Here is a 14,748-nt window from a genome sequence, read left to right as displayed (position 1 = left end):
CGCGTACCCAAAAGGACGAAACCGGCAGCAAAGGCCGGCCGGACGGAACAGCGCGCTGGCAATGGGGACGCAGCCAGCGCGACCCGGCGGGATCAGAAACTTCCCTCGCCGGTATTACCCGGATCGGGTGCGAAGGGTCTTTCTCAGCCTCGCTGCCCGGAACATCTGCCGGCCGCGCGACAAAGCACCCCTGTTTCGTCGTCGGCCATTAGACCATAAAAGCGGAAAGCGCCGCAAACTGTCCCCCTTGCGGCAAATTCGCCGACGTGCCGCGCCGCTCTGGCACAATGCCCGCAGGCCGGTGCGCTTGGGCGCGCCGGTTGCCGCGTCACCGCCGGCCTTAAGTGCCGTTTAAGACGGGCGGACCACAATTCGCGACGCCCGCCGTCATCCGGCGCCTTTTTCCGGCCCGCCGTATCGCGGCGCGCGCCCGGCTTCGCCCGGCCCGCGCGCCGGCTACTCATCAGGAAGCACATGACCCAATCGATCGATCCCGTCCGCTCCGCCTCCGACGCGCCGCAGGACGAGCGCCCGGTATCCGCATGGAGCCTCATCAAGCCCTACTGGGTATCGTCCGAATGGAAAATCGCATGGGGCCTGCTGGTCGCGATCATCGCGATCAACCTCTGCGTGGTCTGGATCAACGTCCGGCTGAACAAGTGGAACGCGGAGTTCTACAACGCGCTGCAGTCGAAGGACGTCCACGACTTCCCGAACCTGCTGATGCAGTTCTCCGCGCTCGCGTTCGCGTTCATCATCCTCGCCGTGTACGGCCGCTACCTGCGGCAGATGCTCGGCTTCCGCTGGCGCCAGTGGCTCACCGACCGCTTTCTCGGCCAGTGGCTCGGCGATCGCGCGTTCTACCGGATCGAACGTGACCGTCTCGCCGACAACCCCGACCAGCGGATCACCGACGACCTTCAGTCGTTCTCGACGACCACGCTCGCGCTGTCGCTCGACCTGCTGTCGACGGTCGTCACGCTCGTGTCGTTCATCACGATCCTGTGGTCGCTCGCCGGCGCGCTGACGTTCTCGCTCGGCGCGACGCCGATCACGATCCCCGGCTACATGGTGTGGGCGGCGGCGCTGTACGCGGTGGTCGGCTCGCTGATCATCCAGAAGGTCGGCCACCCGCTCGTGTCGATCAACTACCAGCAGCAGCGCGTCGAGGCCGACTTCCGCTTCGGGCTGATCCGCGTGCGCGAGAACGCCGAGCAGATCGCGTTCTACGACGGCGAGAAGACCGAGACCGGCAACGCGCAAAACCTCTTCATGCGCATCCGCGACAACTGGTGGCGCGTGATGAAGTACACGAAGCGGCTCACGTTCGTGCTGAGCTTCTACGGGCAGATCGCGATCATCTTCCCGCTCGTCGTCGCCGCGCCGCGTTATTTCGCGGGCGCGTTCTCGTTCGGCGTGCTGATGCAGATCTCGTCCGCGTTCGGCACCGTCAGCGATTCGTTCTCGTGGTTCATCAACAGTTACTCGACCCTCGTCGAATGGCGCGCCACCGTCAACCGTCTGCGTGAATTCAAGCGCGTGATGGGCACGTCGCACCTGAAGGAAAGCCTGTCGCCCGCGACCGAGCACGGCGGCATCAACCTGCACTACGTCGACGGCGCGAAGCTGTCGACGTCGTCGCTCAAGCTCGCGCTGCCCAACGGCAACGCGCTCGCGAACATCGGCAGCGTCACGATCGAGCCCGGCTCGCGCTGGCTCGTGATCGGCAAGTCGGGTTCCGGCAAGAGCACGTTCATGCGCGCGCTCGCGGGGCTCTGGCCGTTCGGCGACGGCGCGATCGATGCGCCGGTCGGCGCGCGGATGATGTTCGTGCCGCAAACGAGCTATCTGCCGATCGGCACGCTGAAGGCCGCGCTCACCTATCCGGCGACGGCCGACGCGTTCAGCGACGAAGCCTGCCGCGACGCGCTGCGCGCATGCCGCCTCGAGGATTATGCCGAGCGCCTCGACGAGACCGCGCACTGGACCCGCGTGCTGTCGCCGGGCGAACAGCAGCGCCTTGCCGGCGCGCGCGTGCTGCTGCACAAGCCCGACTTCCTGTTCCTCGACGAAGCGACGAGCGCGCTCGACGCCGACAACGAGGCACGCCTGTACCACCTGTTCGCCGAACGGCTGCCGAAGGCCGCGATCGTCAGCATCGCGCACCGCGAATCGCTGGCCGCGTTCCACGTCGGCACGATCAACGTCGAGCGCGTGAACGACAGCGACAAGGTCGCTGCGTAATCGCCCGGGCGTGCGGCCGGTGCGCGTCGAGCGTCCCGGCCGCCCGCCCGGCATGGCCCGCCTACGCCGGCAGCGGGCCCTCTCCTCTTCCCTGCGCATCCGCCAGCGCAAGCGGCGCCGACACCAGCGGGCGATGCGACGCCCCCGTGTGCGACAGCACGCTTTCGAACAACGTCAGCGCTTCGAAATGCAATTCGACCGGCTGGCGCAGCTCGCCGCCGTGCGCGGGCTGGCCGACCGCATCGCGCGGCAGCCGCGCGAGCGTCACGTGCGGCCGGAACGGCCGGCGATCGGTCGGCATGCCGACGTCCCGCAACGCGGCCACCAGCGCGTCGTTCAGCGCGACCAGCGCCGGCTCGACGCCGAGCTCCGCGACGATCAGCCTCGCGCGCGGCAGGCTCGGCCACCACGCGATCCGCTCGACCTGCTGCAGCGGCAATGCGTGCGCGGCCGCGAGCGCGGGCAGATGCGCGGCCAGCGCGTCGCATCGGTCCCGTTCGATCGCGCCGATGAACGCGAGCGTCATGTGCAGTTGCGCGGGCAGCGTGCGCCGCGCCCCGCGGGTGACCGGCAACGCGTGCAGCGCGTCGCGCGAGGCCGCATCGGGCATCAGCGCGACGAACGCACGGAGCCGGTCGCCGTTCATGGTCAGTTGGCCGCGACGCCCGTCGCGACGCCGGTTGCAGGCGCTGCCGCCGGACGCTGCGGCAGCGGGCCGTGCTCGCCCCACACGTCGGCCGGCAGCACGCGCGCGAGCTCGGGGATCGTGTTGCGCGTGAACACCGGATCGGCGATGCCCGCCGCGCGCTGGCGGCGATAGTCGGCCCACGCGGCGTGCGCATGCTTGCCGAGCGCAAGGATCGCGATCAGGTTGATGATCGCCATCAACCCCATGCTCGTATCGGCCATCGCCCACACGAGCGGCAGTTGCCCGACGCTGCCGAACATCACCATGCCGAGCACCGCGACACGGAACAGCGGCAGCACGCCGCGCCGCTTCGTGACGAATTCGACGTTGCCCTCCGCATACGCGTAGTTGCCGATCACCGACGAAAACGCGAGGAAGAAGATCGCGACGGCCATGTAGATGCCGCCCCAGTCGCCGACGTGGCTCGAGATCGCGCGCTGCGTGAGCGCCGCGCCCTCCATCCCCGTACCGACTTCATACTGGCCCGACAGCAGGATCACGAACGCGGTCGCGCTGCAGATCACGATCGTGTCGACGAACACGCCGAGCATCTGGATCAGCCCCTGCGTGACGGGATGCCGCGTGCTCGCGGTCGCGGCCGCGTTCGGCGCGCTGCCCATCCCCGCCTCGTTCGAGAACAGCCCGCGCTTCACGCCGATCGCGATCGCCTGGCTGACCGCGTAGCCGGTCAGGCCGCCTGCCGCCTGCTCGAGACCGAAGGCGCTCTTCACGATCAGCGCGATCACGTCCGGCACGAGCGCGATGTGCGTCGCGACCGCATAGACCGCGAGCGCGAGATAGCCGATCGCCATCAGCGGCACGATCACCTGCGCGACCGTCGCGATGCGGCGGATGCCGCCGAAGATGATCGGCGCGGAAAGCAGCACGAGGCCGAGGCCGACCGTCTCGCGGCGCCAGCCGAACGACGTGTGGAATGCGTCGGCGATCGCGTTCGCCTGCACCGCGTTGAACACGAAACCGAACGCGAGGATCAGCGACAGCGAGAACAGCACGCCGAAGCCGCGCGAACGCAGGCCCGTCTGGATGTAGTACGCGGGACCGCCGCGATAGCTGCCGTCCGGGTGCGACACCTTGAAGATCTGCGCGAGCGTCGCCTCGACGAACGCGGACGACATCCCGACCAGCGCGGTCATCCACATCCAGAAGATCGCGCCCGGCCCGCCGACAGTCAGCGCGACCGCGACGCCGGCAATGTTGCCGGTGCCGACGCGGCTCGCGAGCCCGGTCGCGAAGGCCTGGAACGACGAGATGCTGCCCGGCTCGCCCTTGCTGCCGACCAGTTTCATGCTGAGGAACAGCGCCTTCAGCTGGATCATCCGGAACCGCAACGTGAACCACGCACCGGCGCCGAGCAGCAGCGCGATCAGCACGTAGTTCCACAGCACGCCGTTGACGGCGTCGATCAGCCCTTGCGCGAATGCTTCCATCCGGTGTCCTCTTAAATGCGGTCAGTCATGGCCGGCTGCACGTGGCGCGCCGGAGGGACGACATGATATGACAATTCGCGAGGATTCTTACAAAACGAAAGGATTGGAGTGACGAAAACTGGTGGCGAACGTCTTCAGGTTAGGCGACCTGTGCACAGAACGAATCAGGCAGATGCGATGATTTTCTTTACGATCGGAAACGATGTCCGGGGCGCGTTTTGTCGGCTTGACGTCCGCGATCCGTACAAGTCGCGCAAGCCGCGACGCCCCCGGTCCTCGACCGGCCGAACAGCACTCGCTTGCAATCTGCCGAATGAAGCGATCAGAGTGACCGCTTGGCCTCGACGAAACCAGGCCGTCTCGAATCCAGCACGCCACCATGATTCCGACATTCGTTCGCCACACCGTGCACTGGGCGCTCTGGTGCATCACGATCGCGGCCGCCCTCTGCATCACGTTGCTCGTGACCGTCGCGGTCGCGAGATACGAAACGGATGAGGGCACTTGCCCAGATCTGTCCGCCGACGTGCTGCACGCCAAAGTGCGCGCGTTCCTCGCCGAACGTCGGGTGCCTCTGACGGACGCATACTTTGACGGCCTGCCTACCTACCACGCGGATTCCGTTGGTTGGTGGAAATCACTGGCCTGGTGGGGTTTCCGCCTGAACAGTCGCGAAGGAACCCTGATCGCGACGATGGACTGCAACGGACGCATCGCTTACGCCACCGTCGAGCCGTCCATTCCTACCCGCCGCCGGTGATCGAGCCACGGTCAAGGATGCGCTCATGATTCCGACCATCTTGCGTCACATGCTGATCTGGCCGCTCCGGCTCATCGTGAGCGTCATTGCGTGCGTCGTGCTGGCTGTTGCGATCGGCGCCACGCTCGACTACACGGAGGAAATGCATTGCGCGGACGCGTCCCTTGAACACATGCAGGGCAAGATCCTCGTGTTCATCGCGCACGACGGGCTTCGACTGACCGACATCCGGTTCCACGGAAAGCCGGAATACCATCCCGGGAAACGCGATACTTGGCATTTCGGTCTGCACACGCGCGAAGGCAACTATTTCGCCGTACTCGACTGCCGTGGACGCATGATCTCGTTCGCGGCCAGAGAACAACGCACGCCGCGCGAATGACTGGAAAACTGCGGAGGGGCGTCGCTGCTGTCGACAGGCGCAAAAAAACCGAGCGCCCTCTCGAACGCCCGGCTTTCATCGAACCCCGCTCGCGACGCTTATCGCGGCAGGTTCGAATGCCCCATCAGGTACGCATCGACCGAGCGCGCGCACTGGCGGCCTTCGCGGATCGCCCACACCACGAGCGACTGGCCGCGACGCATGTCGCCTGCGGCGAACACCTTGTCGACCGACGTGTAGTACGAGCGATCGCCTTCGGTCGCCGCGCGCGCATTGCCGCGCGCGTCCTTCGCGACGCCGAATGCTTCGAGCACCGGCGCCGCCGGCTGCGTGAAGCCCATCGCGAGCAGGACGAGATCGGCCTTCAGTTCGAACTCGGAGCCCGGCACTTCCTGCATCTTGCCGTCCTTCCACTCGACGCGCGCGGCGATCAGCTTCTCGACCTTGCCGTTCTTGCCTTCGAGACGCTTCGTCGCGACCGCCCAGTCGCGCTCGCAGCCTTCCTCGTGCGACGACGACGTGCGCAGCTTGATCGGCCAGTACGGCCACACGAGCGGCTTGTTCTCCTCTTCCGGCGGCTGCGGCAGCAGCTCGAACTGCGTGACCTGCTTCGCGCCGTGACGGTTCGACGTCCCGACGCAGTCGGAACCCGTATCGCCGCCGCCGATCACGATCACGTGCTTGCCCTTTGCAAGCAGTTGGTCGGCGAGCTTGTCGCCCGCGTTCACGCGGTTCTGCTGCGGCAGGAAGTCCATCGCGAAATGCACGCCCGCGAGCTCGCGGCCCGGCACCGGCAGGTCGCGCGGCGTCTCCGAACCGCCCGCGATCACGACTGCGTCGAATTCTTCCTTCAGCGTATCCGGAGAAATGGTTTCCTTCGCGAGGCTGCCGATCGACTCGGGCAGCGGATCCTTGCCGATGAACACGCTGGTGCGGAACGTCACGCCTTCCGCTTCCATCTGGCGCATGCGGCGATCGATCAGCCACTTCTCGAGCTTGAAGTCGGGGATCCCGTAACGCAGCAGGCCGCCGACGCGATCGTTCTTCTCGAACACCGTCACGTCGTGGCCGGCGCGCGCGAGCTGCTGCGCGGCGGCGAGGCCCGCGGGACCCGAACCGACGACCGCAACCTTCTTGCCCGTCTTGTGTTCGGCCGGCAGCGGCTTCACCCAGCCTTCTGCCCAGGCCTTGTCGATGATCGCGTGCTCGATCGACTTGATGCCGACCGGATCGTTGTTGATCCCGAGCGTGCAGGCTGCCTCGCACGGCGCCGGGCAGATGCGGCCCGTGAACTCCGGGAAGTTGTTGGTCGAGTGCAGGACTTCGATCGCCTGCTGCCAGTCCTGGCGGTAAACGAGATCGTTGAAATCCGGAATGATGTTGTTGACCGGGCAGCCGTTGTTGCAGAACGGGATGCCGCAATCCATGCAGCGCGCGCCCTGGACCTTCGCGTCCGCGTCGGTCAGTGCCGCGACGAATTCCTTGTAGTGCTTCACGCGCGTGAGCGGTGCTTCGTACGCCTCGTGGCGGCGTTCGAACTCCAGAAAACCGGTTGCCTTGCCCATAAGGTGCTCTTCTGTTCGGTGTATCGGGTGGGGGAGCCGCGCGCGGCCGTCAGGTGCGCGCGGCATTCGCTATGTCGTTCGTCGCTCAGGCGGCCAGTTCTTCCTTCGCCGCCTTCTTCGCACCGATCTCGCCCAGCGCGCGCTTGTATTCGTGCGGGAACACCTTCACGAACTGGCGGCGCGCCGCGTCCCAGTTTTCCAGCAGCGACTTCGCGCGCGGCGAACCCGTGAACTGGAAATGACGCTCGACGAGCCCCTTGAGCAGCGCTTCGTCCGTCGTGCCCGCATGCCAGAGAGCGCGGTCGACCGTGCGCTCCTGCTCCGCCTGCTGCAGCACCGGCTCGAGCGCGACCATCGACTTGTTGCACTTCGCCGCGAACGTGCCTTCCGGATCGTAGATGTACGCGAGACCGCCCGACATGCCGGCCGCGAAATTGCGCCCGGTCTCGCCGAGCACGACGACCGTGCCGCCCGTCATGTATTCGCAACCGTGGTCGCCCGTGCCTTCGACGACCGCCGTCGCGCCCGAGTTGCGCACGCAGAAGCGCTCGCCCGCGACGCCGCGGAAGAACGCTTCGCCTTCGATCGCGCCGTACATCACCGTATTGCCGCAGATGATGTTTTCCTCGGACTTGCCGCGGAAGTCGTTGGTCGGACGGATGATGATCCGGCCGCCCGACAGGCCCTTGCCGACGTAGTCGTTGCCGTCGCCGACGAGGTCGAGCGTCACGCCCTTCGCGAGGAACGCGCCGAAGCTCTGGCCGGCCGTGCCCTTCAGCTGGATGTGCACCGCGTCGTCGGCCAGGCCTTCGTGGCCGTGCTTCTTCGCGATCACGCCCGACAGCATCGCGCCGACCGTGCGGTTCACGTTGCGCACCGGCTGGATGAACGACACGTGCTCGCCGTTCTCGATCGCGGCCTTCGCCTTCTCGATCAGCACGTGGTCGAGCGCGCGTTCGAGGCCGTGATCCTGCGCGTCGACGTGACGCGGCGCGACGTCCTCGCACTCTTCCGGCTGGTAGAACACGCGCGAGAAGTCGAGGCCCTTCGCCTTCCAGTGCTCGATGCCCTTGCGGGTGTCGAGCAGGTCGGCGCGGCCGATCAGGTCGTCGAACTTCGCGACGCCGAGCTGCGCCATGATCTCGCGCACTTCCTCGGCGACGAAGAAGAAGTAGTTCACGACGTGCTCGGGCTGGCCCTTGAACTTCGCACGCAGCACCGGATCCTGCGTCGCGACGCCGACCGGGCACGTGTTCAGGTGGCACTTGCGCATCATGATGCAGCCTTCGACGACGAGCGGCGCCGTCGCGAAGCCGAATTCGTCCGCGCCGAGCAGCGCGCCGATCACGACGTCGCGGCCCGTCTTCATCTGGCCGTCGGCCTGCACGCGGATGCGGCCGCGCAGGCGGTTCAGCACCAGCGTCTGCTGCGTTTCGGCCAGGCCGAGTTCCCACGGCGTGCCCGCGTGCTTGACCGACGACAGCGGCGACGCACCCGTGCCGCCGTCATGGCCGGCGATCACGACGTGATCGGCCTTCGCCTTCGCGACACCGGCCGCGACCGTGCCGACGCCCACTTCCGACACCAGCTTCACCGAGATGCTCGAGCTCGGGTTCACGTTCTTCAGGTCGTGAATCAGCTGCGCGAGATCCTCGATCGAATAGATGTCGTGGTGCGGCGGCGGCGAGATCAGGCCGACGCCCGGCACCGAGTAACGCAGCTTGCCGATGTATTCGGACACCTTGTGGCCCGGCAGCTGGCCGCCTTCGCCCGGCTTCGCGCCCTGCGCCATCTTGATCTGGATCTGGTCGGCCGATGCCAGGTACTCGGCGGTGACGCCGAAGCGGCCCGACGCGACCTGCTTGATCTTCGAGCGCAGCGAATCGCCATCCTTCAGCGGGATGTCGCTGACGATCTCGTCGCCGATCACCGACTTCAGCGTCTCGCCCGACTTGATCGGAATGCCGCGCAGCTCGTTGCGGTAGCGCTTCTCGTCCTCGCCGCCTTCGCCGGTGTTCGACTTGCCGCCGATCCGGTTCATCGCGATCGCGAGCGTCGCGTGCGCTTCGGTGCTGATCGAACCGAGCGACATCGCGCCCGTCGCGAAGCGCTTGACGATGTCCTTCGCCGGCTCGACGTCGTCGATCGGAATCGCCTTGGTCGGCTCGACCTTGAACTCGAACAGGCCGCGGAACGTCATGTGACGCTTGGTCTGGTCGTTGATCAGGTGCGCGTATTCCTTGTACGTCTGGTACGAGTTGCTGCGCGTCGCGTGCTGGAGCTTCGCGATCGAGTCCGGCGTCCACATGTGGTCTTCGCCGCGCACGCGGTACGCGTACTCGCCGCCCGCGTCGAGCATGTCGCGCAGGACCGGGTTGTCGCCGAATGCGTCACGGTGCAGGCGGATCGCCTCTTCCGCGACTTCGAACAGGCCGATGCCGCCGACCTTCGACGCCGTGCCCTTGAAGTACTTCTCGACGAGGTCGCTCGACAGGCCGAGCGCTTCGAAGATCTGCGCGCCCGTGTACGACATGTACGTCGAGATGCCCATCTTCGACATCACCTTCTGCAGGCCCTTGCCGACCGCCTTCGTGAAGTTGTAGACGGCCTTCTCCGGCGACAGGTCGCCCGGCAGGCCTTCGGCCATCTTCGCGAGCGTTTCCATCGCGAGGTACGGGTGCACGGCTTCCGCGCCGTAGCCCGCGAGCAGCGCGAAGTGGTGCGTCTCGCGTGCGGAGCCCGTCTCGACGACGAGGCCCGTGCTCGTGCGCAGCCCTTGCTGGACGAGGTGCGTGTGGATTGCCGACGTGGCGAGCAGCGCCGGAATCGCGACGTGCTCGGCGTCCGTCTTGCGGTCCGACACGATCAGCATGTTGTAGCCCGACTTCACCGCGTCGACGGCTTCCGCGCACAGCGACGCGAGGCGCGCCTCGATGCCTTCCTTGCCCCAGGCGACGGGATAGCAGATGTTCAGTTCGTATGCGCTGAACTTGCCGCCCGTGTACTGGTCGATCGCGCGGATCTTCGCGATGTCCTTGAAGTCGAGCACCGGCTGCGACACTTCGAGCCGCATCGGCGGGTTGATGTTGTTCGTGTCGAGCAGGTTCGGTTTCGGGCCGATGAACGACACGAGCGACATGACCATGTTCTCGCGGATCGGGTCGATCGGCGGGTTCGTGACCTGCGCGAACAGCTGCTTGAAGTAGTGATAGAGGGTCTTGTTCTTGTTCGACATCACCGCGAGCGGCGAGTCGTTGCCCATCGAACCGACGGCCTCTTCACCCTGCTGCGCCATCGGCGCCATCAGGAACTTCAGGTCTTCCTGCGTATAGCCGAACGCCTGCTGGCGGTCGAGCAGCGCGGCGCCCTGCGTACGGCCGGCCGCGACTTCCTCGGCCTTCGGCTCGATCTCGTCGAGCTTGATGCGCACGGCGTCGATCCAGCTCTTGTACGGCTTCGCGTTCGCGAGGTTGTCCTTCAGCTCCTTGTCGTCGATGATGCGGCCGTGTTCCATGTCGATCAGGAACATCTTGCCCGGCTGCAGGCGCCACTTCTTGACGATCTTCGATTCGGGGATCGGCAGCGTGCCGGCTTCCGACGCCATGATGACGAGGTCGTCGTCGGTGACGATGTAGCGCGCCGGGCGCAGGCCGTTACGGTCGAGCGTCGCGCCGATCTGGCGGCCGTCGGTGAACGCGATCGCGGCCGGGCCGTCCCACGGCTCCATCATCGCGGCGTGGTATTCGTAGAACGCGCGGCGGTTCTCGTCCATCAGCGTGTGCTGCTCCCACGCTTCCGGGATCATCATCATCACCGCGTGCACGAGCGGGTAGCCGGCCATCACCAGCAGCTCGAGACAGTTGTCGAACGACGCGGTATCCGACTGGCCCGGGTAGATCAGCGGCCACAGCTTCGGCAGATCGTCGGCGAGCACGTGCGACGCGATCGCGCCGGTACGCGCGTTCAGCCAGTTCACGTTGCCCTTCACGGTGTTGATCTCGCCGTTGTGCGCGATCATCCGGTACGGGTGAGCCAGTTCCCACGCCGGGAACGTGTTGGTCGAGAAGCGCTGGTGCACGAGCGCGAGCGCCGACACGACGCGCGTGTCCTGCAGGTCGCGGTAGTACACGCCGACCTGGCCCGCGAGCAGCAGCCCCTTGTAGACGATCGTGCGCGCGGACATCGACGGCACGAAGTATTCCTTGCCGTGCTTGAGCTTCAGCGCCTGGATGCGGTGGCTGGCCGTCTTGCGGATCACGTACAGCTTCCGCTCGAGCGCGTCCGTCACCATGATGTCCTTGCCGCGGCCGATGAAGATCTGGCGGATCAGCGGCTCGCTCGCCTTCACGGTCGGCGAAATCGGCATCGCGTGGTCGACCGGCACGTCGCGCCAGCCGAGCACGACCTGGCCTTCGGCCTTCACCGTGCGCTCGAGCTCCTGCTCGCACGCGAGACGCGATGCGTTTTCCTTCGGCAGGAAGATCATGCCGACCCCATATTCGCCGGCCGGCGGCAGGTTCACGCCCTGCTTCGCCATTTCCTCGCGATAGAACGCGTCCGGAATCTGGATCAGGATGCCCGCGCCGTCGCCCATCAGCGGATCGGCACCGACCGCGCCACGGTGATCGAGGTTCTCGAGGATCTTCAGACCCTGCTGAATGATCTCGTGGCTCTTCTTGCCCTTGATGTGAGCGACGAAGCCGACGCCGCAGGCGTCGTGTTCGTTTTGCGGGTCGTACAGACCTTGTGCGGCGGGCACCGCGGCGAGCGGCTGCTGGTGGTCGTTCATGGGGACACCGTCGTAAAGGGGGGCCTGGAGGCCGTTGAACCATTTTCTTGTTGCCGTCGATCCCGCTCCCGACGGGAGACGGCGCGGCCGACAGTGGGTGGGCATGCTTCGCCCGGGCCACCGGAATTCGGAATATACGCGACGAATCAAGGGAATAGCAACAAAAACCGCTTGATTGAACCCCAATTAAATGGATGCTTCGATATGGTGCTGTTTTATTGGGGCCGTATCGTTTTGGTGCAAAAAGAAGCGGCGCCCGCAGCGCCGCTTCTGGCCCGCCTTTCCCGCGTTACTGCTGGATCGGCGGCGTGTTCTCGCGCACCTTTCTGGGGCGTCCGCGCGGCAGCGGCGACACGCGCCGGTTCGCCGTGCGCGCCGCCCACTCGCGATAGTTCTCGCCGCCGAGCACCCAGCCTTTCAGCGTCGCCTGCTGCAACTGGTCGGCCTGCCGCTCGTCGAGCGGCTGCTCGCACAGCTCCTTGTAAGCGCGCTGGCGGTCGAACGGCGTATTGCCGAGCGCCCAGTAGAGCGGATGGTCGGTGATCAGGCTGTCGACGGTGAGCCCGACGTGATGCCGGTAGCTCGACCAGCGATAGGCCTCCGGCGTCGCGACCAGCTGCGCGCGCACCGGGCTCATCTCGACGACGCGGCTCGCGAGCAGGAAATAGCGCTCGCCTTCGATCACGGTCGCGCGATAGCGGCCTTCCCACAGGGTGCCGCGCCGCGAATAGCGCCGGTTGAAATGCGCGACGTAGCGGCGGCCGACAGCCTGCATCGCTTTCGGCAGGCTCGCCTCGTCGCTCGGCGTCACGAGCAGTTGCACCTGGCGCGGCAGCAGCACGTAGGCGTGCACCGACAGGTGATGATCGCGCGCGGCGGCCTTCAGGCAATCGATGAAGAGTTCGTAGTCCTGGTCGTCGACGAACGCGGGTTGCTGATCCAGGCCGCGCAGTATCACGTGCTGCGGCTGGTCGGGAACGTAGAGTCGTGCTAACCGTGCCATGCTGAATGTCCGTTTGAACGCGTTAGGAGATACCCGAGGGTCCGATAGTGCGCACCTGCACAGAATGCCCGTCCTGTCGGCCTGCGGATGCGTACGGTCGTACTAATCCTAGGGTGAAAACTCTAACTTACGAGCTTGTTTGGTTTTAAACGCAGTCGTCATAATGAGCACGCCTTAGATCGGAGGAGACACAATGAAACGAAAACTGGCCATTACGGGGGCTGCAGCGCTCGCATTTACGTTTGCGGGCGGTACGGCACATGCACAATCCGCAGGTGATTTCTACGTCAGCACCGGCTGGCTGCACCTTGCGCCGCAGGACAGCAGCGACCCGCTGTTCCTGTACGGCGTAGGCGGCACGCCGATCAACCAGTCGGTTCCCAACACCGGTGCCGGCATCAGCGACGCCGACACGCTCGCACTGGCAACCGGTTACTTCGTGACCGATCACATCGCCACCGAGTTCATCGCCGGCATCCCGCCGAAGTTCGACATCACCGGCAAGGGCCAGTTCTCGCGTTTCGGTACGCTCGGCCGTGCGTACCAGTGGAGCCCCGCGCTCCTCCTGAAGTACTACTTCAACGACGCCAACGCGAAGTTCCGTCCGTATGTCGGCGTCGGCGCTTCGTATATCTGGTTCACCGGCGCGAAGATCACGAACAGCGCGTTCGAGAACGGCGTGCTCGGCGGCCCGACCAGCGCGCAGACCAGCAACCAGTGGGCGCCCGTCTTCAACGCCGGCTTCACGTACAACTTCACGAAACACTGGTTCGCCGGCTTCTCGATGTCGTACATCCCGGTGAGCGTGACCGCGACCTTCACGACGGCCAAGCGGACCCAGGTCGGCACGCTGACCGAAACGTCGAAGGCTCACATCTCGCTGAACCCGATCGTCACGTACCTGAACGTCGGCTACCGCTTCTAAGCGTAGTCGAATATTTGGGGAATGGTTAATCCTGCTGCAATTTGTAGCGGATTTTTCCTGACGTAACGTCTCCACGATGCAAAACGCCCCGGCGGAAATCCCGCCGGGGCGTCGTTTTTTTGTCTCAGGGTCTTCCCGTACGCGCCGTCGCGCGGGGCATGCCGCTACGCGATGTCGTCCAGCGCATCGGGGGCGATCAGGTCGATCCGGTCCGTGCAGACCGCGTCGACACCCCAGCGCGCAAGTTCGCGCGCCCGTTCGAGGTCGTTCACCGTGTAGACCAGGATGCGCAGGCCGGCCGCCTTGATCGCGCGCACGAGCGGTTCATCCAGTCGTTTGTGGTCTGCATGCAACGAAACGCAGCCGAGCGCGCCGACAACCTGCGCATGCCAGTCGTCCGGCACGGCCTCGTAAAGCATCCCGCGCGGCAGCGCCGGCGCCGTCGCGCGCGCCTGTTGCAGCGCATCGAACGAGAACGACGACAAGAGCGGCGCCACCTCGGCATGGCGCCAGTACGCGGCCGCGTCGGCCGCCACGCGCTGCCCGGTCTCGCGCTCGCGCCCCGGGCACGGCTTGATCTCGACGTTCGCGGCCAGCCCGTGCGTGATGCAGCGCGCCGCCGCGGCCTCGAGCGTCGGCATCCGCTCGCCCGCGAAGCGCGCGTCGAGCCACGCGCCGGCATCGAGTGCGGCCAGCGCCTCGTAGCGCATGCCCGCCGCCGGCCCGTGGCCGTTCGACGTCCGGTCGACCGTGTCGTCGTGCAGCAGGAACGTCACGTCGTCGACCGACAGCTTCGCGTCGAATTCGACCATCCGGTGGCCCCTGCGCGCGCCCTCGTCGAGCGCGGCGAGCGTGTTCTCCGGCGCGAGCGTGCCGCCGCCGCGATGGGCGACGACGCGCGGATAGGGCCAGTCGATACGGGTTGTCATCGTCGGTCTCCCGGC

At 66.1% G+C, this 14,748-nt stretch carries 10 protein-coding genes and 1 riboswitch; of the genes, 4 read left to right on the top strand and 6 right to left on the bottom strand.

Annotated features, from left to right (window positions below):
- Positions 1 to 83: 83 nt before the first annotated feature.
- A riboswitch (TPP riboswitch) is annotated at positions 84 to 202 on the bottom strand.
- 272 nt (positions 203 to 474) lie between these two features.
- Complete coding sequence (locus tag WT26_RS05220; protein WP_059522275.1) at positions 475 to 2,244, top strand: ABC transporter ATP-binding protein/permease; 1,770 nt, start codon at positions 475 to 477, stop codon at positions 2,242 to 2,244.
- A 61-nt stretch (positions 2,245 to 2,305) separates the two neighbouring features.
- Here the strand turns inward: WT26_RS05220 and thpR are convergent, their stop codons facing one another.
- Together thpR and WT26_RS05210 are read right to left on the bottom strand one after the other, a co-directional pair.
- The gene (thpR, locus tag WT26_RS05215) at positions 2,306 to 2,890 is read right to left on the bottom strand and encodes an RNA 2',3'-cyclic phosphodiesterase (RefSeq protein WP_069272318.1); all 585 of its coding nucleotides are present in this window, start codon (positions 2,888 to 2,890) and stop codon (positions 2,306 to 2,308) included.
- A gap of 2 nt (positions 2,891 to 2,892) precedes the next feature.
- Positions 2,893 to 4,380, bottom strand: a complete 1,488-nt coding sequence (locus tag WT26_RS05210) for an alanine/glycine:cation symporter family protein (protein WP_069272317.1) — start codon at positions 4,378 to 4,380, stop codon at positions 2,893 to 2,895.
- A gap of 379 nt (positions 4,381 to 4,759) precedes the next feature.
- On the opposite strand from WT26_RS05210, the gene WT26_RS05205 reads away from it, so the two are divergent.
- Both WT26_RS05205 and WT26_RS05200 read left to right on the top strand, forming a co-directional pair.
- Complete coding sequence (locus WT26_RS05205) at positions 4,760 to 5,140, top strand: hypothetical protein (RefSeq protein WP_069269827.1); 381 nt, start codon at positions 4,760 to 4,762, stop codon at positions 5,138 to 5,140.
- A gap of 49 nt (positions 5,141 to 5,189) precedes the next feature.
- The gene (locus WT26_RS05200; RefSeq protein WP_060175142.1) at positions 5,190 to 5,522 is read left to right on the top strand and encodes a hypothetical protein; all 333 of its coding nucleotides are present in this window, start codon (positions 5,190 to 5,192) and stop codon (positions 5,520 to 5,522) included.
- Between the two features lie 98 nt (positions 5,523 to 5,620).
- On the opposite strand, the gene WT26_RS05195 is transcribed toward WT26_RS05200, so the two are convergent.
- From WT26_RS05195 to WT26_RS05185, 3 genes are all read right to left on the bottom strand, one after another.
- A complete protein-coding gene (locus WT26_RS05195; RefSeq protein WP_059665857.1) occupies positions 5,621 to 7,087 on the bottom strand; it encodes a glutamate synthase subunit beta in 1,467 nt (488 codons plus the stop codon).
- 85 nt (positions 7,088 to 7,172) lie between these two features.
- Positions 7,173 to 11,876 (bottom strand): glutamate synthase-related protein, encoded by a 4,704-nt coding sequence (locus WT26_RS05190; RefSeq protein ID WP_069272316.1) that lies wholly within the window; start codon positions 11,874 to 11,876, stop codon positions 7,173 to 7,175.
- 289 nt (positions 11,877 to 12,165) lie between these two features.
- Positions 12,166 to 12,879, bottom strand: a complete 714-nt coding sequence (locus tag WT26_RS05185) for a transposase (protein WP_006477151.1) — start codon at positions 12,877 to 12,879, stop codon at positions 12,166 to 12,168.
- 193 nt (positions 12,880 to 13,072) lie between these two features.
- On the opposite strand from WT26_RS05185, the gene WT26_RS05180 reads away from it, so the two are divergent.
- Entirely contained in the window at positions 13,073 to 13,804 is a 732-nt protein-coding gene (locus WT26_RS05180; protein ID WP_059522268.1) for an OmpW/AlkL family protein, read from the top strand.
- A gap of 164 nt (positions 13,805 to 13,968) precedes the next feature.
- On the opposite strand, the gene ugpQ is transcribed toward WT26_RS05180, so the two are convergent.
- Positions 13,969 to 14,733, bottom strand: coding sequence for a glycerophosphodiester phosphodiesterase (gene ugpQ, locus WT26_RS05175; RefSeq protein WP_059522267.1), 765 nt, complete (start codon positions 14,731 to 14,733; stop codon positions 13,969 to 13,971).
- Positions 14,734 to 14,748 lie beyond the last annotated feature (15 nt).

The organism is Burkholderia cepacia (genome assembly GCF_001718835.1).
Taxonomy (GTDB): Bacteria; Pseudomonadota; Gammaproteobacteria; order Burkholderiales; family Burkholderiaceae; genus Burkholderia; species Burkholderia cepacia_F.
This window is presented reverse-complemented; position numbering and strand designations above follow the sequence as displayed.